A 24,397-nucleotide genomic window follows, 5' to 3' on the forward strand; every position below is an offset into this window, starting at 1 on the left:
CTACACCCGGCTCTACGTCGGCGCGGGGAGTCCGAGGATAGCCCAAACGTCGCCCATAAAAAAAGGGCGCTCTGGCGAGCACCCTTTTTACTGCCGAACCCTGTAGGAGCCGGATTGCTGGCGATCCTATCACTGCGGTATTTCAGATGAACCGCGGTGGTGCCATCGCCAGCAAGCCGGCTCCTACGCAAGCGTCAGCGCTTGTCGCGGCGCTTCTTGTCGGCCTTCTTGTTATGCGACATCAAGCGACGCTTCTTGTTGACCTGGCGGTCTGTCAGCGAGTTCTTGTTGCCTTCGTACGGGTTCTCGCCGCCCTTGAACTCGATGCGGATCGGCGTACCGACCAGCTTCAGCACACGACGGTAAGTGTTTTCCAGGTAACGCACGTAAGACTTCGGCACCTTCTCGATCTGGTTACCGTGAATCACGATGATCGGCGGGTTCGCACCACCCAAGTGGGCATAGCGCAGCTTTATCCGGCGATTGTTGACCATCGGTGGCGCGTGCTCGCCAACCGCGTCTTCCAGGATCTGGGTGAGGCGGTTGGTCGGCCAGCGGGTGACCGCGGACTTGAACGAGTTCTGAACGGAGGCGTAGAGGTTGCCTACGCCAGTGCCGTGCAGTGCCGAGATGAAGTGGATGTCGGCGTAATCAACGAAGAACAGGCGACGCTGCAGTTCGACCTTCACGAAGTCGCGCTCGCTCGGCGTCATGCCATCCCACTTGTTGATCGCGATAACCAGCGCACGACCCGACTCAATGGCGAAGCCCAGCAGGTTGAGGTCGTGGTCGACCACGCCTTCGCGGGCATCCATCACGAAGATCACCACGTTGGCGTCTTTGATCGCTTGCAGGGTTTTGACCACGGAGAACTTTTCGACTTCTTCGTGGATCTTGCCGCGCTTGCGCACACCAGCGGTGTCGATCAGCGTGTACTTCTCGTCGTTACGCTCGAACGGGATGTAGATACTGTCGCGGGTGGTGCCGGGTTGGTCATAGACGATTACCCGGTCTTCACCGAGCATACGGTTGACCAGGGTCGACTTGCCGACGTTCGGGCGGCCAATGATCGCGATCTTGATCCCGTCTTTTTCGCTCGGGCCAGGAATGCGCTTGGCTTCCTCGCCTTCGGCAACGATCTCTTCCTCGCCTTCTTCCGGCTCTTCTTCGTCTTTCGGGAAATCGCTCAGGGCGATTTCCAGCATCTGGGTGATGCCACGGCCGTGAGCACCGGCGATCGGGATCGCGTGGCCCATGCCCAACGGAGCGAATTCGGCGCGGGCCATTTCAGGGTCGATGTTGTCGACCTTGTTGGCAACCACGTAGGAACGCTTGTTACGTTTGCGCAAATGCTCGGCGATCATCTGGTCAGCGGCAGTGAAACCGGCCTTGGCATCTACCAGGAACAACACAACATCCGCTTCTTCAATGGCCAGCAGCGACTGCTCGGCCATTTTTTCGTCCATACCGTGCTCGTCACCGGAGATACCGCCGGTGTCGACCAGAATGTAGGAACGCCCTTGCCACTTGGCCTCACCGTATTGGCGATCACGGGTCAGACCGGACAAGTCGCCGACGATGGCGTCACGAGTCCTGGTCAGGCGGTTGAACAAGGTGGACTTGCCGACGTTCGGTCGGCCCACCAGGGCGATTACGGGAACCATGCGGCTCTCCACTTCGTTATTTCAGAAAATACAAAAGCCGCTGCGAGGCAGCGGCTGGTGCTCGGGGCAGCGCCTGTTAGCACTGCGAGCCCCGCAGAACGGGGCCGCTTGGGGAACTAACCCCAAGCATAGTCAAACCATTACTTAATGGTCAGGGCTTCCAGTTTGCCGCTGTTGCCATATACATAAATCGTGTCACCCACCACCAGCGGACGAGCACGCAGGCCGTCGCTGTCGATGCGCTCGCGGCCGACGAAACGACCGTCCACCTGGCTCAGCAGGTGCAGGTAACCTTCCAGGTCACCAACTGCAACGTAGCTGGAGAACACTTCCGGAGCCGACAGTTGACGGCGGGCCAACGCATCGTTGCTCCACAAGGCGGAGGTGGAACGTTCGTCGACGCCTTCAACGGTGCCCGAAGACAGGCTCACATAGACGCTGCCAAAACCCTGGGCGACACCGGCATAGCTGGAAGCATCACGCTGCCAGAGCTGACGACCGCTTTGCAGGTCCAGTGCCGCAACGCGCCCCTGATAGCTCGCGACATAAATCGTCTCGCCGGACAGCAGCAAGCCACCGTCGATGTCGACCACGCGCTCCAGTTCCGAACGACCTTGTGGGATCGCTACACGCTGTTCCCACACCGGCACGCCGTTGGAAATGTCGAGAGCAACCACTTTACCGGTCGAAAAGCCAGCCACCGCGAGGCGGTTGGTAACGATCGGTGCGCTGGTTCCGCGCAGGGTCAGGACCGCAGGCGTGCTGTCATACAACCAGCGCTGGTTGCCGGTCGCGGCATCCAGACCGATCAGACGGTCGTCCTGAGTCTGAACCACCACCACGTCGCCGTTGTTGGCGGGTGGCGCGAGGACTTCGCTGGACACGCGAGCGCGCCATTTCTCTTCGCCGTTGATGGCGTCCAGGGCAACGATTTCACCCTTGATCGTACCGATCGTCAGCAGACCGTAACCCACGCCAACGGCGCCGGAAACAGGCAGTTCGAGATCTTTCTTCCATTTGACGTCGCCGTTGCTGCGATCCATCGCCATCACCACACCGGTAACGTCGGCGGCATAGATGGTATCGCCATCGATTGCCGGAACCAGCATGTTGTAGCTTTCGCCCTGACCGTCACCGATCGAACGGCTCCACTGCTTCTGCAAAACCACTTCTTCTTTGAAGTCGGTCAACTCGGCCGGCGGCAATTCTTTTTTACTGTTGCTGCTGCAACCCGCGGCCATAACGGCCAGAGCCAGCAATGCTGCATGTTTCCAACGGATCACGTCACGCATCCCCTTTGGCCAGATCGTCCAGCTTGATTTGTAGGCCACCGACCGCCGCTTCATCCGACAGTGCCGCCTTGGCTTTTTGATACGCCGCGTGTGCTTCGTCAGTACGACCCAACTGCACCAGCAGGTCGCCCTTGAGTTCTTCGCGAGTGGCCAGGAACGCTTTGTCGGCATCGCCTTCAAGCAGTTTCAGGGCTTCATCGGCCTTGTTCTGCGCCCCCAGAACCTGCGCCAGGCGCTGACGGGCGATTTCGCCCAGTGCCGGGTTGGCAGGTTTGGCAACGATGGCTTTCAGCTCGCTGACTGCGTCATCCAGCTTGCCGCTGTCGACAGCGACTTTCGCTACGAACAGGCTGCCGTACTGCGCATAGGCACTGCCGCCGAACTCGCTGTTGAGCTTGCCGGCGAGATCGGAAACCCGGGCCGCATCAGGCTTGCCATCTGGCGTCAGCGTGGTCTCCAGCAATTGCTGATAGAGCATCGAGGCGCCTTGCGACTGGTTGTTCTGATACTTGTGAAAGGCTTGCCAGCCGAACACGATAACCAGCGCCAACAAGCCGCCAGTGACCAGGGGCTTGCCGTTGCGTGACCACCAGTCCTTCAAATCCGCCAGCTGTTCGTCTTCGGTACTCGACACCCCAATACTCCTTAATCGCTAAATCGGCTGTTTAAGACAGCTTCAACCCTGCACGACGCAGGTGGCCAGGTGAGCGGCAAGCGCATCCCAGGCAATGCTTTGTTGTTCGCCCTGGCCACGCAGGGGTTTGAAACCTACCACTTGCTGGGCCATCTCATCGTCACCGAGGATCAGTGCATACAGCGCACCGCTCTTGTCGGCTTTCTTGAACTGGCTTTTGAAGCTGCCGGCGCCGGCATTCACTTGCAGGCGCAGGTTTGGTAACTGGTCACGCACGCGCTCGGCCAGGGCCAGACCGGCCAGCTCGGCTTCTTCACCGAAGGCGCAGAGGTAGACATCGACCTGACGAGAGATCTCTTCCGGGATCTGCTCCAGGGTTTCCAGCAGCAGAACCAGACGCTCGATACCCATGGCGAAACCCACACCAGCGGTCGGTTTGCCGCCCATCTGCTCAACCAGGCCGTCGTAACGTCCACCGGCACACACGGTGCCTTGGGCGCCCAGTTTGTCGGTGACCCATTCGAAAACAGTCTTGCTGTAGTAATCCAGCCCGCGCACCAGCTTCGGGTTGATCACATAAGGAATGCCGGCGGCGTCCAGGCGAGCCTTGAGGCCCTCGAAGTGCACGCGGGATTCTTCGTCGAGGTAGTCGGCCATCTTCGGCGCATCGACCAGAATCGCTTGTGTGTCGGCGTTCTTGGTGTCCAGAACCCGCAGCGGATTGGTCTTCAGGCGGCGCTGGCTGTCTTCGTCCAGTTTGTCCAGATGCCCGGACAGGAACTCGACCAGTGCTTCGCGGTAACGACCACGGGATTCGCTGGTGCCCAGGCTGTTGAGTTCGAGCTTGACCGCATCGCGGATACCCAGCTCGCCCCACAGGCGCCAGGTCAGCACGATCAGTTCGGCATCGATGTCCGGACCGTCGAGGTTGAACACCTCGACACCGATCTGGTGGAACTGGCGATAACGGCCTTTCTGCGGACGCTCGTGACGGAACATCGGGCCGATGTACCAAAGTTTCTGCACCTGGCCACCGCCGGTGATGCCGTGCTCGAGCACTGCACGCACGCAGGCGGCGGTGCCTTCAGGACGCAGGGTCAGTGAATCGCCGTTGCGGTCGTCGAAGGTGTACATCTCTTTTTCGACGATGTCGGTCACTTCACCGATGGAGCGCTTGAACAACTCGGTGAACTCAACGATCGGCATGCGGATCTGCTTGTAACCGTAGTTATCCAGCAGACGCGAAACGGTGCCCTCGAAATGACGCCACAACGGAGTCTGTTCGGGCAGGATGTCGTTCATGCCACGAATGGCTTGCAGAGACTTGCTCACAATAAATCCTTAAATTCGTTCGGCTCTTTAGTCAGTCTCAACCGCGCGCGATTACGGCAGCGTCAGCTTCGACCTTTTCGGCCGCTTTCTCGCGGATCAAGCGTTCGAGCTCATCCACCAGATTGTCATTCGTCAGTTTCTGCGACGGCTTGCCGTCGATGTAAATCAGGTTTGGCGTGCCGCCGGTCAAGCCGATATGGGCTTCCTTGGCTTCACCCGGGCCGTTGACCACGCAACCGATGACCGCGACATCCAGCGGTACCAACAGGTCTTCGAGGCGCCCTTCCAGTTCGTTCATGGTTTTGACCACATCGAAGTTCTGCCGCGAGCAGCTCGGGCAGGCAATGAAGTTGATGCCACGTGAACGCAGATGCAGGGACTTGAGAATGTCGTAGCCGACTTTCACTTCCTCGACCGGGTCGGCCGCCAACGAGATGCGAATAGTATCGCCAATCCCTTCGGCGAGCAGCATACCGAGGCCCACGGCAGATTTCACTGTGCCGGAACGCAAACCACCGGCTTCAGTGATGCCCAGGTGCAGCGGCTGAACGATTTCTTTCGCCAGCAGGCGGTAGGCTTCGACGGCCATGAACACATCGGAAGCTTTCACGCTGACCTTGAAGTCCTGGAAATTCAGGCGTTCAAGGTGCTCGACGTGGCGCAAGGCCGATTCGACCAGCGCGGCCGGCGTCGGCTCGCCGTATTTCTTTTGCAGGTCTTTTTCCAGGGAACCGGCATTCACACCGATGCGAATCGGAATGCCGCGATCACGGGCTGCGTCGACCACGGCACGTACGCGATCTTCACGACCGATGTTGCCCGGATTGATCCGCAGACAGTCCACGCCCAGTTCGGCGACGCGCAAAGCGATCCGGTAATCGAAATGGATATCGGCAACCAGCGGAACCTTGACCAGTTGCTTGATCTTGCCAAACGCCTCGGCAGCGTCCATGTCCGGGACGGATACCCGCACGATATCGACACCGGCTGCTTCCAGACGATTGATCTGGGCGACGGTGGCTGCGACATCATTGGTGTCGCTGTTGGTCATGCTCTGCACAGCGATAGGCGCATCGCCGCCTACCGGTACGTTGCCGACCCAGATCTTGCGCGATTCGCGACGTTTGATTGGAGATTCGCCGTGCATGACTTATTGACCCAACTTCAGGCGAGCAGTCTCGCCACTGGTGAACGGAGCAACATCGACTGCCTGACCGTTGTAGCTGACCTGCGCGCCACGGGCGTAGCCCAGGCGTACGGCGAACGGCGGCTTGCCACTGACGGAAACACTGTCGCCCTTGCGCTTGAGGCCGCTCAACAACACCTTGCCAGTGCCGTCGGTGACTTGTGTCCAGCAATCAGCAGTGAATTGCAGTTGAACCTGACCCTGGCCGGCAACTGGAGCAGCCGTTGAAGCAGGAGCCGCCGGTGCTGGAGCAGTCGGAGCAACCGGTGCAGTCACAGTCGGGGCTGGAACGGCAGGAACAGCTGGAGCCGGGGTCGCAGGCGTCGCAACAACCGGGGCAGCGTTGTGCGTCGGCGCTGCTGGAGCAGGAGCGGTTGGTGCTGGCGAAGGTGCGGCTTCCGGGCCCTGGGCTGATGTATCTGCCGAGGTTTCGGCCTGCGGCAACGCCAGCGCAGTTGCACCTTCAGCCTGACCTTCGGCGACGGCCTGGTCTTCCGGCTCGTCCAGAGGATGGATCTGGGTGGTGCCGTCAGCGCCTTCGACTTCGACGTGTTCCGGACTGAGGCTGATCGGGTCTTTGGTGCGCAGTGAGGTCTGGTCCTGCCACCAGACGAAACCGCCGCCGATCACAGCGATCAGCAACAATAGGCTGACGATTCGCAAAATGGTGTGGGAAACCCGAACCGGCTCTTCGATACGACCCAGGCTATGAACGCTGCTGCCTTTGGAGTCGGTACCGGTGGATTGGTCGAACTGCTGGACCAGAACGGCCTGGTCCATACCGAGCAATTTAGCGTAGGCACGGATATAGCCACGGGCGAAGGTGTGCCCAGGCAGCTTATCGAAAGCGCCGGCTTCCAGATTACTCAGGGAATTGACGGTAAGGTTGAGCTTGAGAGCCACTTCGGCCAGCGACCAGCCATTGCTTTCGCGGGCCTGGCGCAAGGTCTCACCGGGATTTACGCGATTCGCTGCTACAACTTCAGGATGCGCCGCTTTCATCATTGCTCCGACAGGTATTGCTGATATTCCGGTGTACCGGGATAGAGTCGTTTTAATTGCAGGCCCGCACTGGCAGCCTTGTCGCGATCTTCGAACACTATTGCCAGCCGAACGCCGAGCAATAGACTACGTGCATTTTGCTCGGCAAGCAGGCTAAAACGATCGTAATAGTCACGCGCGGGCACATAATGCCTGTCTTCGTAAGACAACTCAGCCATTTCCAGCAAGGCACGAGGTTGTTGACGATTCAAGCGCAAGGCTTTTTCCAGTTGCTGCTGGGCCAAATCCCGCTGGCCGAGCATTGAAGCGGTCATGCCGAGGTTTTCGAATACTCGCGAACGCTCAGGATACAGGGTATCGGCAGCAGCCTGTTCGAAGCGCTCGTAGGCTTCCTTGTAACGTTTCTGCTCGAAAAGAAAACTGCCGTAGTTGTTGAGGATGCGCGCATCGGCGGGACGAGAAGACAGCGCCTTGCGGAAATGCTGGTCTGCCAGTTCCGGCTCCATCTCGGCCTGGAATACCAGCCCCAGTGCCGCATTGGCGTCAGGATCCGCGTCATCCAGCTCCAGTGCCTTCTTCAATGGCACTTTTGCCCGCTCGGTCATACCCTGTTGCAGATAACCGATGCCCAACTGCACGTACGCCTCACGCGCTTCGTCACGGCCCTTGCTGGTCTTCATCGGGTTGTAATCGCCCGAAAGCACGCAGCCCGAACACAGGCTGGCCAACAGCAAAAGCAGCGCAAAGCGCAGGGACATAGAGATCCTCTCTTAATTATTTCGCGGCGTTCTGCGCCATATCGTTGTCGGCGCTCAGTTCGCGCACGGCGATATAACGTTCGCTGCGACGGGTGCGATCCAGCACCTGCCCTACCAATTGACCACAAGCCGCGTCGATGTCTTCACCACGAGTGGTGCGGACAGTGACGTTGAAACCGGCGTGATGAAGCTGATCCTGGAACCGACGAATGGCGTTGTTGCTCGGCCGCTCGTACCCGGAGTGCGGAAACGGATTGAACGGAATCAGGTTGATCTTGCACGGGATGTTCTTAAGCAACTCGATCATCTCGACCGCGTGCTCGACCTTGTCGTTGACGTCTTTGAGCAAGGTGTACTCGATGGTCAGCACGCGCTTTTCGCCCAGGGACGACATGTAGCGCTGGCACGACTCGAGGAGCATCTTAAGCGGATATTTTTTGTTGATCGGCACCAATTGGTTACGCAATGCGTCATTCGGTGCATGCAGGGACAACGCCAGGGAGACGTCGATGTGCTTGGACAGCTCATCGATCATCGGCACCACACCGGAAGTCGACAGGGTCACACGGCGCTTGGAAATGCCGTAGCCCAGGTCGTCCATCATCAGATGCATGGCTGCGATGACGTTGTCGAAGTTCAGCAGCGGCTCACCCATGCCCATCATCACCACGTTGGTGATGGCACGGTCGACGGTCGCCGGGACGCTGCCAAAGGATTTGTTGGCAATCCACACCTGACCGATCACTTCGGCGGCGGTGAGGTTGCTATTGAAGCCTTGCTTGCCGGTGGAGCAGAAACTGCAATCCAGGGCACAGCCTGCCTGGGACGAAACGCACAAGGTGCCGCGCTTGCCCTGGGGAATGTACACGGTCTCGACGCAGCTGCCGGACGCCACGCGCACCACCCACTTGCGGGTGCCGTCGCTGGAGATGTCCTCGCTGACCACTTCTGGACCACGGACTTCAGCAACAGCCTTGAGCTTTTCGCGCAAGGCCTTGCTGACGTTCGTCATGGCGTCGAAATCATCGACGCCAAAGTGGTGAATCCATTTCATTACCTGACCGGCACGGAAACGCTTCTCCCCGATTGAGTCGAAGAATTTTTCCATTTCCTGTTGAGTCAGACCCAGCAGGTTGGTTTTTACAGTCGATGTAGTCATGGATTCACCTTCACTCTTAAGCCAATGCTTAGCGAGTGGTTACTTCAGTAGCTGCGAAGAAGTATGCGATTTCGCGAGCAGCAGCGGCTTCGGAGTCCGAACCGTGTACGGCGTTGGCGTCGATCGATTCAGCGAAGTCTGCACGGATGGTGCCGGCAGCAGCTTCTTTAGGGTTGGTAGCGCCCATCAGCTCACGGTTGCGAGCGATAGCGTTTTCGCCTTCCAGAACCTGAACAACAACCGGACCGGAAGTCATGAAGGCAACCAGATCACCGAAGAAACCGCGCTCGCTGTGCTCAGCGTAGAAGCCTTCGGCTTCGGCTTTGGACAGTTGCTTCAGTTTCGAAGCTACAACGCGCAGGCCAGCGTCTTCGAAGCGAGTGGTGATCTTGCCGATCACGTTTTTAGCAACGGCGTCAGGCTTGATGATGGAGAAAGTACGTTGAACAGCCATGGTGTAACTCCAGAAACGGTAATTTGCGAAAAATTAAACCCGCGAATTATACGCGGGTTCTTGGGTATTGCCTAACCTGCAGCGTGGCTCAGTCGCGTTCTTCGATCCAGTGGGCCTGAATGGCCTCCAGGATCTTTTCGCCACAATGCTCAGGCTTGTCGTCGAACTCGGGCAATTCCATCACCCATTTGCGCAGATCGACGAAGTTGACCGACATAGGGTCAACATCGGGTTTGCTTTCTTCCAGCTGGATCGCGATTTCCAGCACATCAGTCCACTTCAGACTCATGATAATTCCTTGAATCAGTGCGGCGCTTCGGCTGCGTGGTTGAGCGAGTATTTCGGAATTTCGACGGTCAGGTCTTCGGTACCGACCTTGGCCTGGCAACCCAGCCGGGATACAGGCTCCAGCCCCCAGGCCCGATCAAGATAATCCTCTTCCAGCTCGTCAGCCTCTTCCAGCGAGTCGAAACCTTCGCGAATCAGGCAATGACATGTGGTGCAGGCACAGACGCCGCCGCAGGCACTTTCCATCTCGATGTGGTGTTCGTGGGCCAGTTCGAGGATAGAGGTACCGGTCTCGGCCTCAACAACCATGCCGTCCGGGCAAAACTTTTCGTGTGGCAGAAAAATGACCTGCGGCATCGTTATTCCTCTATCTCATTCAGGTTGCGGCCCGCCAGAGCGGCTTTCACGGTCGAATCCATGCGACGGGCGGCAAAAGCATCGGTCACTTGCGACAGACGCTTGGTCTGCTGCTCGATGGCGTAACCATCGGTACCTTTCATCAGTTCGGTCAGCTCCTGCACCTGAGCCTCGATGACCATGCGCTCTTCGGCATCGAGCAGGCGGTCACCATCAGCTTCCAAGGCAGCCTGAACGGCTTCAATCAGCCGCCGCGCATCGACTTGTTGCTCACGCAATACGCGGGCAACCTTGTCATCGTTGGCGTGCTGGAACGAATCCTTGAGCATCTTGGCAATTTCGCCGTCGGTCAGGCCGTAGGACGGCTTGACCTGGATGCTGGCCTCAACGCCCGAACCCAGTTCGCGGGCGGAAACACTGAGCAAGCCATCGGCATCAACCTGGAAGGTCACGCGAATTTTCGCTGCACCGGCCACCATCGACGGAATACCGCGCAACTCGAAACGTGCCAGGGAACGGCAGTCGCTGATCAGCTCGCGCTCACCCTGCAACACGTGGATTGCCATGGCCGACTGGCCGTCTTTATAGGTGGTGAAGTCCTGGGCGCGGGCAACGGGGATGGTGGTGTTGCGTGGAATCACCTTCTCCATCAGGCCGCCCATGGTTTCCAGCCCCAGGGACAACGGAATCACGTCCAGCAGCAGCAGTTCATCGCCGTCGCGCTTGTTGCCCGCCAAGGTATCGGCCTGGATCGCAGCACCAATGGCCACCACTTGATCCGGGTCGATTTCAGTCAATGGCTGACGACCGAAGGCTTCCGCCACGGCCTCACGAACGCGAGGCACGCGAGTCGAGCCGCCGACCATGACAACCGCATGCACGTCTTCCAGCTCAACACCGGAATCACGTACCGCGCGACGGCAGGCTTTCAGGCTGCGCGCGACCATCGGCTCGATCAGCGCATCAAAGGCTTCACGGGTCAGTTCGGCCTTCCAGTCGCCGTGAACCACTTCGACCGACGGGGCATTGGTCAGCGCTTCTTTGGCCGCACAGGCGGTTTGCAGCAGTTGACGCTGCGCGCCCGGATCGAGATCGGCAGACAAGCCCGCGCTCTCAATGATCCAGCCAGCGATGGCGTGGTCGAAGTCATCGCCGCCCAGGGCGCTGTCGCCACCGGTAGCCAGGACTTCGAAGACACCGCCGGTCAGGCGCAGAATCGAAATATCGAAAGTACCGCCACCCAGGTCGTAAATCGCGACCAGGCCTTCGGCGTGTTGATCCAGACCATAAGCCACAGCGGCTGCGGTCGGCTCATTGAGCAAACGCAGCACATTCAGACCGGCGAGCTTGGCCGCGTCCTTGGTGGCTTGACGCTGAGCGTCGTCGAAATAGGCTGGAACGGTGATCACCGCGCCGACCAGTTCACCGCCCAGGGTCGCTTCAGCGCGCTGACGCAGGACCTTGAGGATATCGGCAGAGACTTCGACCGGGCTTTTCGGGCCCTGGATCGTGTCGATGAACGGCATGTGTGATTCGCCACCGACAAAGCGGTACGGCAGTTGGTCGCCCAATTGCTTGACGTCGGACAGACCACGACCCATCAAGCGCTTGACCGACAGCACAGTGTTCAAGGGATCGGTAGCGGCAGCCAGTTTGGCGGATTCGCCAACTTCGACGCGATCGGCGTGATAGCGCACGGCAGACGGCAGGATGACCCGCCCTTCTGCGTCGGCAAGCGGCTCGGAAAGACCACTGCGCAATGCAGCGACCAGCGAATTGGTAGTGCCCAAGTCGATCCCCACAGCCAGACGACGCTGGTGCGGTTGAGGACTTTGGCCGGGTTCGGCGATCTGCAGTAGGGCCATCGTTATCAGGACTTATCTGTATATCAGGCGTGCGACCGGAGCGGCACTGGGTTAATCGTCGAGGCGCTCTTCTAACTGGCGCACTTCGTAGGTGAGCTTGTCAAGGAACTGCATGCGCCGCATCAGGCGTTCGGCCTGTTCGCGGTGCGCGGCATCGTTCCAGCAAGCTGCGAAGCTTTGGTTCAGTTCATCCTGGGCAGCCTTCAGGCGTCGCTTGAAGACGGCAACGCCATTGAGGTCGGCGCTGTCCTGCAGGTCTTCGAGCTCTTCACGCAACTCCATCTGTTGCAGAAGAAACTCCGGATCATGCACCGTGACCTCCAGCGGCAGCTCACCCCCATTCAAGGCGAGCAGGTAACGCGCGCGCTTGGGTGGACTCTTGAGCGTCTGGTAGGCCTCATTGAGGCTCGCGGATTGCTCTAGCGCCAGCCGCTGCTCACGCTCGGAAGCGTCAGCGAAGCGGTCCGGATGAACACTGCGCGCCAACTCACGGTAGCGCGTAGCCAGCTGGTCGAGGTCCAGATTGAAACTCGGTTGCAGCTCAAATAAAGCGAAATGACAAGGAGTACCCACGAGCAGCCTCAGATGTTGAAGCTTTCGCCGCAGCCACATTCACCGCGTACGTTGGGGTTGTTGAACTTGAAGCCTTCGTTCAACCCTTCCTTGACGAAATCGAGCTCGGTGCCGTCCAGGTAGGCCAGGCTTTTCGGGTCGATGATCACTTTTTCGCCGTGACTCTCGAACACCTGATCCTCTGCAACCACCTCGTCGACAAACTCCAGCACGTAGGCAAGGCCGGAACAGCCCGTGGTGCGAACACCCAGACGAATCCCTTCACCTTTGCCGCGCCCGTCGAGGGAGCGCCGCACGTGTCGAGCAGCCGCTTCTGTCATGCTGATAGCCATCGGTGACTCCTTACTCGTCGCCAAAACTCGAAAATCAGATCAAGCCTTTCTTCTGCTTGTAGTCGCGAACGGCAGCCTTGATGGCGTCTTCAGCGAGTACCGAGCAGTGAATTTTCACTGGCGGCAGGGCCAGTTCTTCAGCCAGCTGAGTGTTCTTGATGGTTTCCGCTTCGTCCAGAGTCTTGCCCTTCATCCACTCCGTGGCGAGGGAGCTGGAAGCGATAGCCGAACCGCAGCCGTAGGTCTTGAACTTGGCATCTTCGATGATGCCGGCGTCGTTGACCTTGATCTGCAGGCGCATCACGTCGCCACACGCCGGCGCGCCGACCATGCCGGTGCCGACATCAGGATCTTCCGCGTCCATCTTGCCGACGTTGCGCGGGTTTTCGTAGTGGTCGATGACCTTTTCGCTGTAAGCCATGATTCTTAATCCTCACTCATCAGAGAGTCGCTCTTTAAGCCCCGTCACTATCGTGCGCGGGGCCGGTTCGCGGCGACTTGAAATCAGTGTGCCGCCCACTCGATTTTCGAAATGTCGACACCGTCTTTGTACATGTCCCACAGCGGCGACAGAGCGCGCAGCTTGGTAACGGCCTCGCAGACTTTCTGCGCGGCGTAGTCGATTTCTTCTTCGGTGGTGAAGCGGCCGAAGGTAAAGCGAATCGAGCTGTGTGCCAGTTCGTCGTTGCGGCCCAGGGCGCGCAGAACGTACGAAGGCTCAAGGGACGCCGAAGTGCAGGCCGAACCGGACGAAACCGCCAGATCCTTGAGCGCCATGATCAGCGACTCGCCTTCAACGTAGTTGAAGCTCAGGTTCAGGTTGTGCGGAACGCGGGCGGTCAGGCTGCCATTGACGTACAGCTCTTCCAGGTGCTCGACCTGCTTGTAGAAACGGTCGCTCAAGGCTTTGATGCGCACGTTCTCGGCAGCCATGTCTTCCTTGGCTACGCGGAAAGCTTCACCCATGCCGACGATCTGATGAGTCGCCAGGGTGCCGGAACGCATCCCGCGCTCGTGACCGCCGCCGTGCATGGTCGCTTCGATACGAACGCGTGGCTTGCGGCTTACGTACAGGGCGCCAATGCCTTTAGGACCGTAGGTCTTGTGGGCGGAGAAGGACATCATGTCGACTTTCAGCTTCTGCAGATCGATTTCGACCTTGCCGGTGGACTGAGCGGCGTCGACGTGGAACAGGATGCCCTTGGAACGGAGCAGTTCGCCGATCGCAGCAATGTCATTGACAGTGCCGATCTCGTTGTTCACGTGCATGACCGAAACCAGGATGGTGTCGTCGCGCAGTTCGGCTTCGATCATCTCAGGAGTGACCAGACCGTCGGTGCGAGGTTCGATGTAGGTAACTTCGAAGCCTTCACGCTCCAGTTGGCGCATGGTGTCGAGGACAGCCTTGTGCTCAATCTTGGTGGTGATCAGGTGCTTGCCTTTGGTGGCGTAGAAATGTGCCGCACCCTTGATTGCCAGGTTGTCGGACTCGGTGGCACCAGAGGTCCAGACGATTTCACGCGGATCGGCGTTGACCAGGTCAGCGACCTGACGACGAGCGTTTTCAACGGACTCTTCAGCTTTCCAGCCGAACACGTGGGAACGGGACGCCGGGTTACCGAAGTTTCCGTCGACCAGCAGGCATTCACTCATCTTTTGCGCGACACGCGGATCAACCGGGGTAGTCGCAGAGTAATCAAGGTAAATCGGCAATTTCATGGACTATCTCCTAAATCAGGCTGGCTGGCGTCCCGCTTAGCTCTCTGGCTGTCATTCGACGGCGGACGCTTCAATCTTGTCCAGGCGTGGCGCCTTGCTGTTGCAACGGCGTTGATCCTGACGCTGGGCTACTTCTTGCACCTCACGGCGAGTCACAAGGTCAGCCAAGCTGATACCGCTCAGAAATTCGTGAATCTGCAGGCTCAGATCGCACCACAAGTGGTGGGTCAAACAGGTGTCGCCTTGATGGCAATCACCCTGGCCCTGGCATTTGGTCGCATCGACCGATTCGTTCACCGCATCGATCACCTGGGCAACCTGAATGCCCTGCATGTCGCGGGACAACTGGTAGCCACCGCCCGGACCGCGGACGCTGGACACCAGATTGCTGCGGCGCAATTTGGCAAAAAGCTGTTCGAGGTAGGACAGGGAGATGCCTTGGCGCTCGGAGATATCGGCCAGGGACACGGGCCCGTGCTGCGCGTGTAACGCCAGGTCAAGCATGGCGGTCACGGCGTATCGGCCTTTTGTAGTCAGTCGCATGGACAATTACCACGGAGTTCGGAATGGGGCGAGTATGCAATTCCCGAGTATTTAAGTCAACTATAAGACCTAGTACTTTAGTCAGGTTTACCCGCAAAAGAGCGGGCGCATCATAGCAAAGGCTGGCCGGTTACAGCCAGTGATTGCGCGTTATCGTTTATCGCGAGCAGGCTCGCTCCTACAGGGGAACGCGTTTCAAATGTAGGACTGCTCGCGATAAGGTCGACTCGGTCTAGCTGGCCTGACTCTGATCCTTGTCCTTCACACAGGCGAAGTCTTCTTCGCGCAGTTCAGGCAGATCTTTCGCACAGTAATTACTGCCCAGGTCCTTCAACGCTCCGCACACCCCCTCCAGACGACCATCGACTGCCTGCAAGTGATCGAGCAATTGATTGATGGCGCGAGCCACCGGGTCCGGCATGTCTTCGGTCACGCCATAGGCATCGAAGCCGATTTTCTCGGCCATCGCCTTGCGCTTGGCGTCCTGCTCTTCGTCGGGCTTGACGATGATTCGCCCCGGAATGCCCACCACTGTGGCGCCCGGCGGAACTTCTTTGGTCACAACGGCATTGGAACCGACCTTGGCCCCGGCACCGACCGTGAACGGGCCAAGTACCTTGGCGCCCGCGCCGACCACCACGCCATCACCCAGCGTTGGGTGACGCTTGCCTTTATTCCAGCTGGTGCCGCCCAGGGTCACGCCCTGATAAATGGTCACGTCATCGCCGATTTCGGCGGTTTCACCAATAACGATGCCCATACCGTGGTCAATAAAGAAGCGACGGCCGACCTTGGCGCCGGGGTGAATCTCTATCCCGGTCAACCAGCGACCGAAGTTCGACACCAGCCGTGCCAGCCATTTCAGGTCGGCGCGCCAGAGCATTGCCGACAAACGGTGGATCCAGATGGCGTGCATGCCTGGGTAGCAAGTCAGGACTTCAAAAGCGTTACGCGCCGCCGGGTCTCGATGGAATACGCTTTGGATATCTTCACGCAAACGCTCAAACATCATTAATCCTTCCGCTTTAGAAGCTCACCACGGGCCGCTTTTTGGGTTTCCGTGAGGATGCCACGCAATATATTCATTTCCGCCCGGCTGACCGAGCTGCGTCCGTACAACCGGCGCAGGCGCGCCATCAAGTGCCGTGGCTTTTCCGGATCGAGGAATTCAATGGCCACCAGGGTTTGCTCCAGGTGCTCATAGAATCGCTCAAGCTCATCCATGGTCGCCAGCTCAGCGCTTTTGACCGATGCCACTTCTTCCTTCTCGACCTTGCTTGGCTGACCTTGGGCCGCCAGCCAGGACATGCGCACTTCATAACTCAACACCTGCACCGCTGCCCCAAGGTTCAGAGAGCTGAACTCAGGGTCTGATGGGATGTGCACGTGATAATGACATCGCTGCAGCTCTTCGTTGGTCAGGCCGGAATCTTCACGACCGAATACCAGGGCGATTTCCGCGCCCTGCCCGGCTTCCTCGACCACTTTGGTGCCGCATTCGCGGGGATCCAGCAGCGGCCAGGGAATACGCCGGTCGCGGGCGCTGGTGCCGAGCACCAGGTTGCAGCCGACCAAGGCATCTTCCAAGGTGGCGACAACTTGCGCGTTTTCAAGGATGTCACCGGCACCGGAAGCACGGGCGTCGGCCTCGTGGTGCGGGAACAGACGAGGCTCTACCAGCACCAGCCGCGACAGGCCCATGTTCTTCATGGCACGCGCAGCCCCGCCGATATTGCCCGGATGGCTGGTATTGACCAGGACGACACGAATGTTTTGCAGCAAGGGAGGCGCTCTCGAACACGATAATCGGGAGCGGAATCTTACAGCGCCAGCTACCGTTAAGCCATGAAAGCGAACGTCGACCTTCTCCTGTAGAAACTTTCTGATAGAATGCCCGGCTTTCTTTAACAACCTTAGGTGACACATCCATGCAGCCCATGCTGAATATCGCGCTGCGCGCCGCCCGCAGCGCCAGTGAATTGATCTTCCGCTCCATCGAGCGCCTGGATACCATCAAGGTCGACGAAAAAGACGCCAAGGATTACGTATCCGAGGTGGATCGCGCCGCTGAACAGAAAATCATCGACGCGCTGCGCAAGGCATACCCGAACCACTCGATCCTGGGTGAAGAGACTGGCCTTCACGCCGGCTCCGGCATCGAAGGCGAAGAGTACCTGTGGATCATCGATCCGCTGGACGGCACCACCAACTTCCTGCGCGGCATTCCTCACTTCGCTGTCAGCATCGCCTGCAAATACCGTGGTCGTCTTGAGCACGCTGTGGTTCTGGACCCGGTTCGCCAGGAAGAATTCACCGCCAGCCGTGGTCGCGGCGCTCAACTGAACGGTCGTCGTCTGCGCGTCAGCGGTCGCACCAGCCTCGACGGCGCCCTGCTGGGTACCGGCTTCCCATTCCGTGACGACCAGATGGACAACCTCGACAACTACCTGGGCATGTTCCGCGCTCTGGTTGGCCAGACTGCCGGCATCCGCCGCGCTGGCTCGGCGAGCCTGGACCTGGCCTACGTGGCTGCCGGCCGTTTCGACGCATTCTGGGAGTCGGGCCTGTCCGAATGGGACATGGCTGCTGGCGCCCTGCTGATTCAGGAAGCAGGCGGTTTGGTGAGCGACTTCACCGGCGGTCACGACTTCCTTGAAAAAGGCCACGTTGTTGCCGGTAACACCAAGTGCTTCAAGGCAGTACTGACAGCGATCCAGCCGCACCTGCCAGCCTCGCTGAAGCGCTAAGCTTCCAGCGACAGAAAAAAGCACCCTTCGGGGTGCTTTTTTTATGCCCGAAATTCAAGCGCCCTCTGTAGGAGCCGGCTTGCTGGCGATTCGGTCTGACATCCACCATTAATATCGGCTGTTACACCGCTATCGCCAGCAAGCCGGCTCCTACAAATCCAACAACCCCCACGCCTTTGTGGGAGCTGGCCTGCCAGCGATAGCGGTGCATCTGACAAACCGCTCGGCATCATTCGCCAGCAAGCCGGTTCCTACAGGCCAGCAGTAAATCTTGGGCACAAAAAAAGCACCCCGCAGGGTGCTTCTTTTTACGCTGAGCTACTCACTGAGCCGGCTCGTTCTGAGACAGGATCAACTTGCCTTCCTTATCTACCGGAATCTGGTTGCCCGGATCGCGATCCATCCGCACCTTGCCTTCCTTGCCCTTCAGCGAATAACGCACGTCGTAACCCACGACCTTGTCACTGATGTCGTTCACCGTATTACAACGGGTCTGGGTCGTGGTGTAGGTGTCACGCTCTTGCATGCCCTCCTGCACCTTGTTACCGGCATAACCACCGCCGACCGCGCCTGCAACCGTGGCAATCTTCTTGCCGGTGCCGCCGCCGATCTGGTTACCCAGCAAACCACCTGCCAGCGCACCTACCACGGTACCAGCGATCTGGTGTTGATCTTTCACCGGCGCTTGCCGGGTGACAGTTACATCCTTGCACACTTCACGTGGAGTCTTGATTTGTGTCTTGACCGGCTCAACGGCGAGTACTTGCGCGTACTCAGGACCGTTATCTTTAACCAGGCTGTAGGTGGCCACAGCGCCCCCGGCAGTCACACCGACAGCACCCAATACCGCACCAACCAGCATCGACTTGTTCACATGAACCTCCTGACCATCATATGCGGCACTTGTCCGCGCTTCTCCCAGCCTTGGAGCATAAAAAAAGGCGCGAGTTCAACTCGCGCCTTTTTTGGACTACGCCGCCAAGAGAATTTTCCCTCAAGGACGGTCGTCGACTTCCTTCTCGGTATTAGCCGGAGGAATCAGGTCTTCAGTGCTCAGGTTCAGCCAGATCAGCACCACGTTCGCGATGTAGATCGACGAGTAAGTACCCGCCAGAACACCGATGAACAGGGCGATGGAGAAGCCGAACAGGTTGTCGCCACCGAAGAACAGCAGTGCCGCAATCGCCAGCAACGTGGAGATCGAAGTCGCCATTGTCCGCAGCAGGGTTTGCGTGGTCGAGATGTTGATGTTCTCGATCAGGCTGGCCTTGCGCAGCACCCGGAAGTTCTCACGAACCCGGTCGAATACCACGATGGTGTCGTTGAGCGAGTAACCGATGATCGCCAGTACCGCCGCCAGCACCGTCAGGTCGAAGGTGATCTGGAAGAACGACAGGATACCGATGGTCACGATCACGTCGTGTATCAGCGAAACGATCGCACCGACTGCAAACTTCCACTGAAAGCGGAACGCCAGGTAGATCAGGATGCCGCCCAGCGCCATCAGCATGCCGAGGCCGCCCTGGTCGCGCAGCTCTTCACCCACCTGCGGGCCGACGAACTCGACGCGCTTGACCGTCGCCGGGTTTTCGCCGCCGACTTTCAACAGCGCTTCTGCCACTTGATGGCCCAACTGCGGATCTTCACCCGGCATGCGCACCAGCAAATCGGTAGTCGCACCGAAGCTCTGCACGATCGCCTCGTGATAACCCGCGGTCACCAGTTGCTCACGCACTTTGGTGACGTCGGCCGGACGCTCGTAGGTCAGCTCGATGAGCGTACCGCCGGTGAAGTCCAGGCCCCAGTTCATGCCCTTGGTGAAGACACTGAACAGTGCCAGGACCGTAAGGAACAATGTGACGCCGAACGCAAAGTTGCGAACGCCCATGAAGTTGATTGTACGTAACATGGCAGCCCCTTAAATCCACAACTTCTTGAAGTCACGACCGCCGAAGATCAGGTTGACCATCGCGCGGGTCACCATGATGGCCGTGAACATCGAGGTAAAGATCCCGAGGGACATGGTCACTGCGAAGCCTTTGACCGGGCCGGTGCCCATCGCAAAGAGAATCCCGCCGACCAACAATGTTGTCAGGTTGGCGTCGAGAATCGCAGTGAATGCCCGGCCGAAGCCTTCGTTGATTGCCCGTTGTACGGTCATGCCCGCCGCGATCTCTTCACGAATACGCGAGAAGATCAGTACGTTGGCGTCCACCGCCATACCCATGGTCAATACGATACCGGCGATACCCGGCAGGGTCAGCGTTGCACCCAGCAGCGACATCAGGGCCAGCAGCAGCACCATGTTCACCGCCAGTGCGACGGTGGCGATGATGCCAAAGAAGCGGTAGATGGCGATGATGAACAGCGAGACGAACAGCATGCCCCACAGCGATGCGTCGATACCTTTGGTGATGTTGTCCGCACCCAGGCTTGGACCAATGGTGCGCTCTTCAGCGAAGTACATCGGTGCAGCCAGACCGCCGGCACGCAGCAGCAGCGCCAGTTCGGACGACTCACCCTGACCGTTCAGGCCAGTGATGCGGAATTGAGCACCCAGCGGCGACTGGATGGTCGCCAGGCTGATGATCTTCTTCTCTTCCTTGAAGGTCTGAACCGCTACGTCTTTCTCGACGCCGTTGACCACTTGCTTGGTGTAGGTGGTCACCGGACGCTGCTCAATGAAGATCACCGCCATGCTGCGACCTACGTTCGAACGGGTCGCACGGCTCATCAGCTCGCCGCCGTGGCCATCCAGACGGATGTTCACTTCCGGCGTGCCGTGCTCACCGAAACCAGCCTTGGCGTCAGTTACCTGGTCACCGGTGATGATCAGGCCACGCTCGATCAACGCAGGAGGACGCTTGCCTTCGCGGAATTCGAACTCTTCGGAAGTGGCTTTCGAAGCGCCAGGCTCAGCGGCCAGACGGAACTCAAGGTTGGCCGTCTTGCCGAGGATACGTTTGGCTTCGGCGGTGTCCTGCACGCCCGGCAGCTCAACCACGATGCGGTTGGCGCCCTGACGCTGGACGATCGGCTCGGCAACACCCAGCTCGTTGACGCGGTTACGTACCGTGGTCAAGTTCTGCTTGATGGAGTATTCGCGGATTTCCGCCAGCTTGGCTGGGGTCATCGCCAGACGCAGCACCGCCTGACCATTGAGGTCGGCCGGAACAATGTCGAAATCGTTGAAGTTCTTGCGAATGATCGAACGGGCCTGTTCACGGCTGTCTTCATCAGCGAAGCCCAGCTGAATGGCACCGTTGAGTTGCGGCAGGCTGCGATAACGCAGTTTCTCTTTGCGCAGCAGGCTCTTGACGTCGCCTTCGTAGACTTTCAGGCGTGCGTCGAGGGCTTTGTCCATGTCCACTTCCAGCAGGAAGTGCACACCACCGGACAAGTCCAGACCCAGCTTCATCGGGTGCGCCCCGAGGTTGCGCAGCCATTGCGGAGTGGTTTGCGCCAGGTTCAGTGCGACGACGTAGTCATCACCCAATGCCTTACGCACAACGTCCTTGGCTGGCAGCTGGTCTTCAGCCTTGGTCAGGCGAATCAGCCCGCCCTTGCCGCCGGCAGCCAAAGTGGCAGCTTTGACGTTGATCCCGGATTCCTTGAGCGCAGCGCTCACGCGATCCAGATCAGCCTGATTGACTTGCAGCGCAGTGCTTGCACCGCTGACCTGAATGGCCGGGTCATCAGGATAAAGATTGGGAGCGGAATAAATCAGACCGACCGCCAGCACCGCCAGGATCAGAATGTATTTCCACAGAGGGTATTTGTTCAGCATCACGCCGCCCGTTTATGACGCGGGGCGCCTTGCGCGCCCCGTCGATTGAATATGAAGTTGAAACTTAGATCGCTTTCAGCGTGCCTTTTGGCAGCGTGGCGGCGATAGCGCCTTTCTGGAATTTCATTTCGACGGTGTCGGAAACTTCCAGAACAACGAAATCGTCAGCTACTTTGGTGATCTTGCCGGCGATGCCGCCAGTGGTCACAACTTCGTCGCCTTTCTGCAGGCTGCTCAGCAGGTTTTTCTGCTCTTTGGCGCGCTTGGCCTGTGGACGCCAGATCATCAGGTAGAAGATGACCAGGAAGCCGACCAGGAAAATCCACTCGAAACCGCCGCCCATTGGGCCGGCAGCAGCAGGTGCAGCGGCGTCAGCCATGGCATTAGAGATAAAAAAGCTCATTTAGCACTCCAGTTGCAAATGTTGAATCTTGGGGTCAGAAAACTCAGTCCAAAGGCGGAACAGGTAACCCGCGTTTGGCGTAGAAGGCATCGACAAAGGCGGCCAATGTACCCTGTTGAATAGCCTCGCGCAAACCAGCCATAAGCACTTGATAATGACGCAAGTTATGGATGGTATTGAGCATGCTTCCCAGCATTTCGCCGCACTTGTCCAGGTGATGCAGATAAGCGCGGGAGAAGTTCTGGCAGGTATAGCAATCGCAGGTCGGATCGAGCGGCGAATCATCATGGCGATGGAACGCATTTCGGATCTTCAGCACGCCGGTATCAATGAACAGATGCCCATTGCGGGCATTACGGGTTGGCATCACGCAATCGAACATGTCCACACCGCGGCGCACACCCTCAACCAAGTCTTCCGGTTTGCCAACGCCCATAAGGTAACGAGGTTTGTCAGCCGGCATCATGCCCGGCAGGTAATCCAGCACCTTGATCATTTCGTGCTTCGGCTCGCCTACCGACAGGCCGCCGATGGCCAAGCCGTCGAAACCGATCTGGTTGAGGCCTTCCAGGGAGCGCATGCGCAGGTCCTGGTGCATGCCGCCCTGAACGATACCGAACAGCGCCGCCGTGTTCTCGCCATGGGCTTCTTTCGAACGCTTGGCCCAACGCAGGGACAATTCCATGGAGATACGAGCAACGTCTTCGTCCGCCGGGTACGGCGTGCATTCGTCGAAAATCATCACGATGTCGGAGCCCAGGTCACGCTGGACCTGCATCGACTCTTCCGGGCCCATGAACACCTTGGCGCCGTCGACCGGGGAAGCGAAGGTCACGCCCTCCTCCTTGATCTTGCGCATGGCGCCCAGGCTGAACACCTGGAAACCGCCGGAGTCGGTCAGGATCGGGCCTTTCCACTGCATGAAATCGTGCAGGTCGCCGTGCTTCTTGATCACTTCCGTGCCCGGGCGCAACCACAGGTGGAAGGTGTTGCCCAGAATGATTTCAGCGCCGGTCGCCTCGATATCCCGTGGCAGCATGCCCTTGACCGTGCCGTACGTGCCCACCGGCATGAAGGCCGGGGTCTCGACGGTACCGCGCGGGAAGGTCAAACGACCGCGACGAGCCTTGCCATCAGTGGCCAGCAGCTCGAAAGACATACGACAGGTGCGACTCATACAGTTTCCTCTGGGCCCGATTCTTTAGGGGCAGTCGGCGCAGGATTACGCGTGATGAACATCGCATCACCGTAGCTGAAAAAGCGGTACCCGTTGTCAACCGCAGCCTTGTAAGCCGCCATGGTCTCGGGATAACCGGCGAACGCCGAAACCAGCATCAACAGCGTGGATTCGGGCAAATGGAAGTTGGTGACCAGGGCATCGACCACATGAAACGGCCGGCCAGGGTAGATGAAAATGTCTGTATCGCCGCTGAACGGCTTGAGCACGCCATCGCGGGCGGCGCTTTCCAGGGAACGCACGCTGGTGGTCCCCACCGCCACCACGCGACCACCGCGAGTGCGGCAGGCAGCCACGGCATCGACCACGTCCTGGCCGACTTCCAGCCATTCAGTGTGCATGTGGTGGTCTTCAAGCTTCTCGACGCGCACCGGCTGGAACGTGCCAGCGCCGACGTGCAGGGTCACGAACGCAGTCTCGACGCCCTTGGCGGCAATCGCCTCCATCAGCACCTGATCGAAATGCAGCCCCGCCGTCGGCGCCGCCACCGCGCCCAAACGCTCGGCGTAGACGGTCTGGTAACGCTCGCGGTCGGCGCCTTCATCCGGGCGGTCTATATAAGGAGGCAGCGGCATGTGCCCGACGCGGTCAAGCAGCGGCAACACCTCTTCAGCAAACCCCAACTCGAACAACGCATCGTGCCGCGCCAGCATCTCGGCCTCGCCACCGCCGTCGATGAGGATCTTCGACCCAGGCTTGGGCGACTTGCTGGAACGCACATGGGCCAGCACGCGATGACTGTCGAGCACCCGCTCCACCAGGATTTCCAGCTTGCCGCCGGAAGCCTTCTGGCCAAACAGCCGCGCCGGAATCACCCGGGTATTGTTGAACACCATCAAGTCGCCAGGGCGCAAATGCTCCAGCAAATCAGTGAATTGACGGTGTGCCAGGGCGCCGCTGACCCCATCAAGGGTCAACAGGCGACTATTGCGCCGTTCGGCCAGCGGATGGCGGGCGATCAGCGAATCAGGGAGCTCAAAAGTAAAGTCAGCAACGCGCATGATGGGGTGTCGTCTAGCAGGGCCGGGAAGTCTAGCGGAAATATCAAAATTTCTCCATGTACCT

Annotated in this window: 26 protein-coding genes; 1 reads left to right on the forward strand and 25 read right to left on the reverse strand. The window is 58.9% G+C overall.

All coding sequences use genetic code 11. The features are described from left to right. Positions 1-194 precede the first annotated feature (194 nt). The 19 genes from der to trmJ all read right to left on the reverse strand — a co-directional run bounded on the left by der (position 195) and on the right by trmJ (position 16,940). Positions 195-1,664 carry a ribosome biogenesis GTPase Der gene (gene der / locus ABVN21_RS18610; protein ID WP_339553472.1) on the reverse strand — a complete coding sequence of 490 codons (1,470 nt, stop codon included), beginning with the start codon at positions 1,662-1,664 and terminating at the stop codon, positions 195-197. 140 nt (positions 1,665-1,804) lie between these two features. Continuing rightward, positions 1,805-2,956: an outer membrane protein assembly factor BamB gene (gene bamB / locus ABVN21_RS18615; RefSeq protein WP_339553471.1), complete on the reverse strand. Its 1,152-nt coding sequence runs from the start codon at positions 2,954-2,956 to the stop codon at positions 1,805-1,807. Next, positions 2,949-3,590 carry a tetratricopeptide repeat protein gene (locus ABVN21_RS18620; RefSeq protein ID WP_339553470.1) on the reverse strand — a complete coding sequence of 214 codons (642 nt, stop codon included), beginning with the start codon at positions 3,588-3,590 and terminating at the stop codon, positions 2,949-2,951. The genes bamB and ABVN21_RS18620 overlap by 8 nt, the downstream gene beginning before the upstream one ends. Positions 3,591-3,632: 42 nt before the next feature. After that, a complete protein-coding gene (hisS, locus tag ABVN21_RS18625; protein ID WP_008057744.1) occupies positions 3,633-4,922 on the reverse strand; it encodes a histidine--tRNA ligase in 1,290 nt (429 codons plus the stop codon). Between the two features lie 37 nt (positions 4,923-4,959). Further along, a complete protein-coding gene (ispG, locus tag ABVN21_RS18630) occupies positions 4,960-6,069 on the reverse strand; it encodes a flavodoxin-dependent (E)-4-hydroxy-3-methylbut-2-enyl-diphosphate synthase (protein WP_020795607.1) in 1,110 nt (369 codons plus the stop codon). A 3-nt stretch (positions 6,070-6,072) separates the two neighbouring features. Continuing rightward, positions 6,073-7,110 (reverse strand): RodZ family helix-turn-helix domain-containing protein, encoded by a 1,038-nt coding sequence (locus tag ABVN21_RS18635; RefSeq protein WP_339553469.1) that lies wholly within the window; start codon positions 7,108-7,110, stop codon positions 6,073-6,075. Next, complete coding sequence (gene pilW / locus ABVN21_RS18640) at positions 7,110-7,868, reverse strand: type IV pilus biogenesis/stability protein PilW (RefSeq protein WP_339553468.1); 759 nt, start codon at positions 7,866-7,868, stop codon at positions 7,110-7,112. The genes ABVN21_RS18635 and pilW overlap by 1 nt, the downstream gene beginning before the upstream one ends. A gap of 16 nt (positions 7,869-7,884) precedes the next feature. After that, entirely contained in the window at positions 7,885-9,027 is a 1,143-nt protein-coding gene (gene rlmN, locus ABVN21_RS18645) for a 23S rRNA (adenine(2503)-C(2))-methyltransferase RlmN (protein WP_056855164.1), read from the reverse strand. Positions 9,028-9,055: 28 nt separating this feature from the next. Further along, complete coding sequence (gene ndk / locus ABVN21_RS18650) at positions 9,056-9,481, reverse strand: nucleoside-diphosphate kinase (protein ID WP_024014216.1); 426 nt, start codon at positions 9,479-9,481, stop codon at positions 9,056-9,058. A gap of 88 nt (positions 9,482-9,569) precedes the next feature. Then, positions 9,570-9,770, reverse strand: a complete 201-nt coding sequence (gene iscX, locus ABVN21_RS18655) for a Fe-S cluster assembly protein IscX (RefSeq protein ID WP_339553467.1) — start codon at positions 9,768-9,770, stop codon at positions 9,570-9,572. 14 nt (positions 9,771-9,784) lie between these two features. Beyond that, a complete protein-coding gene (gene fdx, locus ABVN21_RS18660) occupies positions 9,785-10,126 on the reverse strand; it encodes an ISC system 2Fe-2S type ferredoxin (RefSeq protein WP_339553466.1) in 342 nt (113 codons plus the stop codon). A 2-nt stretch (positions 10,127-10,128) separates the two neighbouring features. Then, on the reverse strand, positions 10,129-11,991 hold the full coding sequence (gene hscA, locus ABVN21_RS18665; RefSeq protein ID WP_339553465.1) for a Fe-S protein assembly chaperone HscA: 1,863 nt from the start codon (positions 11,989-11,991) through the stop codon (positions 10,129-10,131). A gap of 51 nt (positions 11,992-12,042) precedes the next feature. Continuing rightward, positions 12,043-12,564: a co-chaperone HscB gene (hscB, locus tag ABVN21_RS18670; RefSeq protein WP_339553464.1), complete on the reverse strand. Its 522-nt coding sequence runs from the start codon at positions 12,562-12,564 to the stop codon at positions 12,043-12,045. Between the two features lie 8 nt (positions 12,565-12,572). Then, positions 12,573-12,896, reverse strand: coding sequence for an iron-sulfur cluster assembly protein IscA (iscA, locus tag ABVN21_RS18675; RefSeq protein WP_003227904.1), 324 nt, complete (start codon positions 12,894-12,896; stop codon positions 12,573-12,575). Positions 12,897-12,930: 34 nt separating this feature from the next. Continuing rightward, positions 12,931-13,317, reverse strand: coding sequence for a Fe-S cluster assembly scaffold IscU (gene iscU / locus ABVN21_RS18680; protein ID WP_007974006.1), 387 nt, complete (start codon positions 13,315-13,317; stop codon positions 12,931-12,933). Positions 13,318-13,400: 83 nt separating this feature from the next. Further along, a complete protein-coding gene (locus tag ABVN21_RS18685; protein WP_034150842.1) occupies positions 13,401-14,615 on the reverse strand; it encodes an IscS subfamily cysteine desulfurase in 1,215 nt (404 codons plus the stop codon). 51 nt (positions 14,616-14,666) lie between these two features. Further along, entirely contained in the window at positions 14,667-15,158 is a 492-nt protein-coding gene (gene iscR / locus ABVN21_RS18690; RefSeq protein ID WP_007903581.1) for a Fe-S cluster assembly transcriptional regulator IscR, read from the reverse strand. Between the two features lie 232 nt (positions 15,159-15,390). Further along, positions 15,391-16,167 carry a serine O-acetyltransferase gene (cysE, locus tag ABVN21_RS18695; protein ID WP_339553463.1) on the reverse strand — a complete coding sequence of 259 codons (777 nt, stop codon included), beginning with the start codon at positions 16,165-16,167 and terminating at the stop codon, positions 15,391-15,393. 2 nt (positions 16,168-16,169) lie between these two features. Continuing rightward, complete coding sequence (gene trmJ / locus ABVN21_RS18700) at positions 16,170-16,940, reverse strand: tRNA (cytosine(32)/uridine(32)-2'-O)-methyltransferase TrmJ (RefSeq protein ID WP_008025492.1); 771 nt, start codon at positions 16,938-16,940, stop codon at positions 16,170-16,172. Between the two features lie 146 nt (positions 16,941-17,086). Between trmJ and suhB the strand changes: the two genes are divergently transcribed. Further along, entirely contained in the window at positions 17,087-17,905 is an 819-nt protein-coding gene (gene suhB / locus ABVN21_RS18705; RefSeq protein ID WP_034150845.1) for an inositol-phosphate phosphatase, read from the forward strand. Positions 17,906-18,227: 322 nt separating this feature from the next. Here the strand turns inward: suhB and ABVN21_RS18710 are convergent, their stop codons facing one another. From ABVN21_RS18710 to queA, 6 genes are all read right to left on the reverse strand, one after another. Then, the gene (locus ABVN21_RS18710; protein WP_339553462.1) at positions 18,228-18,779 is read right to left on the reverse strand and encodes a glycine zipper 2TM domain-containing protein; all 552 of its coding nucleotides are present in this window, start codon (positions 18,777-18,779) and stop codon (positions 18,228-18,230) included. A 120-nt stretch (positions 18,780-18,899) separates the two neighbouring features. Continuing rightward, the gene (gene secF / locus ABVN21_RS18715; RefSeq protein WP_339553461.1) at positions 18,900-19,814 is read right to left on the reverse strand and encodes a protein translocase subunit SecF; all 915 of its coding nucleotides are present in this window, start codon (positions 19,812-19,814) and stop codon (positions 18,900-18,902) included. Between the two features lie 9 nt (positions 19,815-19,823). After that, positions 19,824-21,692, reverse strand: coding sequence for a protein translocase subunit SecD (secD, locus tag ABVN21_RS18720; protein WP_339553460.1), 1,869 nt, complete (start codon positions 21,690-21,692; stop codon positions 19,824-19,826). A 64-nt stretch (positions 21,693-21,756) separates the two neighbouring features. Beyond that, a complete protein-coding gene (gene yajC / locus ABVN21_RS18725; RefSeq protein WP_007916913.1) occupies positions 21,757-22,095 on the reverse strand; it encodes a preprotein translocase subunit YajC in 339 nt (112 codons plus the stop codon). 43 nt (positions 22,096-22,138) lie between these two features. After that, the gene (gene tgt / locus ABVN21_RS18730) at positions 22,139-23,254 is read right to left on the reverse strand and encodes a tRNA guanosine(34) transglycosylase Tgt (RefSeq protein ID WP_339553520.1); all 1,116 of its coding nucleotides are present in this window, start codon (positions 23,252-23,254) and stop codon (positions 22,139-22,141) included. Between the two features lie 14 nt (positions 23,255-23,268). After that, complete coding sequence (gene queA / locus ABVN21_RS18735) at positions 23,269-24,333, reverse strand: tRNA preQ1(34) S-adenosylmethionine ribosyltransferase-isomerase QueA (protein WP_339553459.1); 1,065 nt, start codon at positions 24,331-24,333, stop codon at positions 23,269-23,271. Positions 24,334-24,397: the final 64 nt, after the last annotated feature.

It is taken from the genome of Pseudomonas sp. MYb327 (assembly GCF_040438925.1).
In the GTDB taxonomy this organism is placed as follows: domain Bacteria; phylum Pseudomonadota; class Gammaproteobacteria; order Pseudomonadales; family Pseudomonadaceae; genus Aquipseudomonas.

Excerpts from the sequence above, each read along its gene's own strand:
- ndk (WP_024014216.1), bottom strand. The coding sequence starts at position 9,481 with ATGGCTGTTCAACGTACTTTCTCCATCATCAAGCCTGACGCCGTTGCT.
- bamB (WP_339553471.1), bottom strand. The coding sequence starts at position 2,956 with ATGCGTGACGTGATCCGTTGGAAACATGCAGCATTGCTGGCTCTGGCC.
- rlmN (WP_056855164.1), bottom strand. The coding sequence starts at position 9,027 with ATGACTACATCGACTGTAAAAACCAACCTGCTGGGTCTGACTCAACAG.
- suhB (WP_034150845.1), top strand. The coding sequence starts at position 17,087 with ATGCAGCCCATGCTGAATATCGCGCTGCGCGCCGCCCGCAGCGCCAGT.
- iscU (WP_007974006.1), bottom strand. The coding sequence starts at position 13,317 with ATGGCTTACAGCGAAAAGGTCATCGACCACTACGAAAACCCGCGCAAC.
- queA (WP_339553459.1), bottom strand. The coding sequence starts at position 24,333 with ATGCGCGTTGCTGACTTTACTTTTGAGCTCCCTGATTCGCTGATCGCC.
- iscA (WP_003227904.1), bottom strand. The coding sequence starts at position 12,896 with ATGGCTATCAGCATGACAGAAGCGGCTGCTCGACACGTGCGGCGCTCC.
- hscA (WP_339553465.1), bottom strand. The coding sequence starts at position 11,991 with ATGGCCCTACTGCAGATCGCCGAACCCGGCCAAAGTCCTCAACCGCAC.
- ABVN21_RS18635 (WP_339553469.1), bottom strand. The coding sequence starts at position 7,110 with ATGAAAGCGGCGCATCCTGAAGTTGTAGCAGCGAATCGCGTAAATCCC.
- ABVN21_RS18685 (WP_034150842.1), bottom strand. The coding sequence starts at position 14,615 with ATGAAATTGCCGATTTACCTTGATTACTCTGCGACTACCCCGGTTGAT.
- pilW (WP_339553468.1), bottom strand. The coding sequence starts at position 7,868 with ATGTCCCTGCGCTTTGCGCTGCTTTTGCTGTTGGCCAGCCTGTGTTCG.
- cysE (WP_339553463.1), bottom strand. The coding sequence starts at position 16,167 with ATGTTTGAGCGTTTGCGTGAAGATATCCAAAGCGTATTCCATCGAGAC.
- iscR (WP_007903581.1), bottom strand. The coding sequence starts at position 15,158 with ATGCGACTGACTACAAAAGGCCGATACGCCGTGACCGCCATGCTTGAC.
- der (WP_339553472.1), bottom strand. The coding sequence starts at position 1,664 with ATGGTTCCCGTAATCGCCCTGGTGGGCCGACCGAACGTCGGCAAGTCC.
- yajC (WP_007916913.1), bottom strand. The coding sequence starts at position 22,095 with ATGAGCTTTTTTATCTCTAATGCCATGGCTGACGCCGCTGCACCTGCT.
- secD (WP_339553460.1), bottom strand. The coding sequence starts at position 21,692 with ATGCTGAACAAATACCCTCTGTGGAAATACATTCTGATCCTGGCGGTG.
- ispG (WP_020795607.1), bottom strand. The coding sequence starts at position 6,069 with ATGCACGGCGAATCTCCAATCAAACGTCGCGAATCGCGCAAGATCTGG.
- iscX (WP_339553467.1), bottom strand. The coding sequence starts at position 9,770 with ATGAGTCTGAAGTGGACTGATGTGCTGGAAATCGCGATCCAGCTGGAA.
- tgt (WP_339553520.1), bottom strand. The coding sequence starts at position 23,254 with ATGTCTTTCGAGCTGCTGGCCACTGATGGCAAGGCTCGTCGCGGTCGT.
- secF (WP_339553461.1), bottom strand. The coding sequence starts at position 19,814 with ATGTTACGTACAATCAACTTCATGGGCGTTCGCAACTTTGCGTTCGGC.
- fdx (WP_339553466.1), bottom strand. The coding sequence starts at position 10,126 with ATGCCGCAGGTCATTTTTCTGCCACACGAAAAGTTTTGCCCGGACGGC.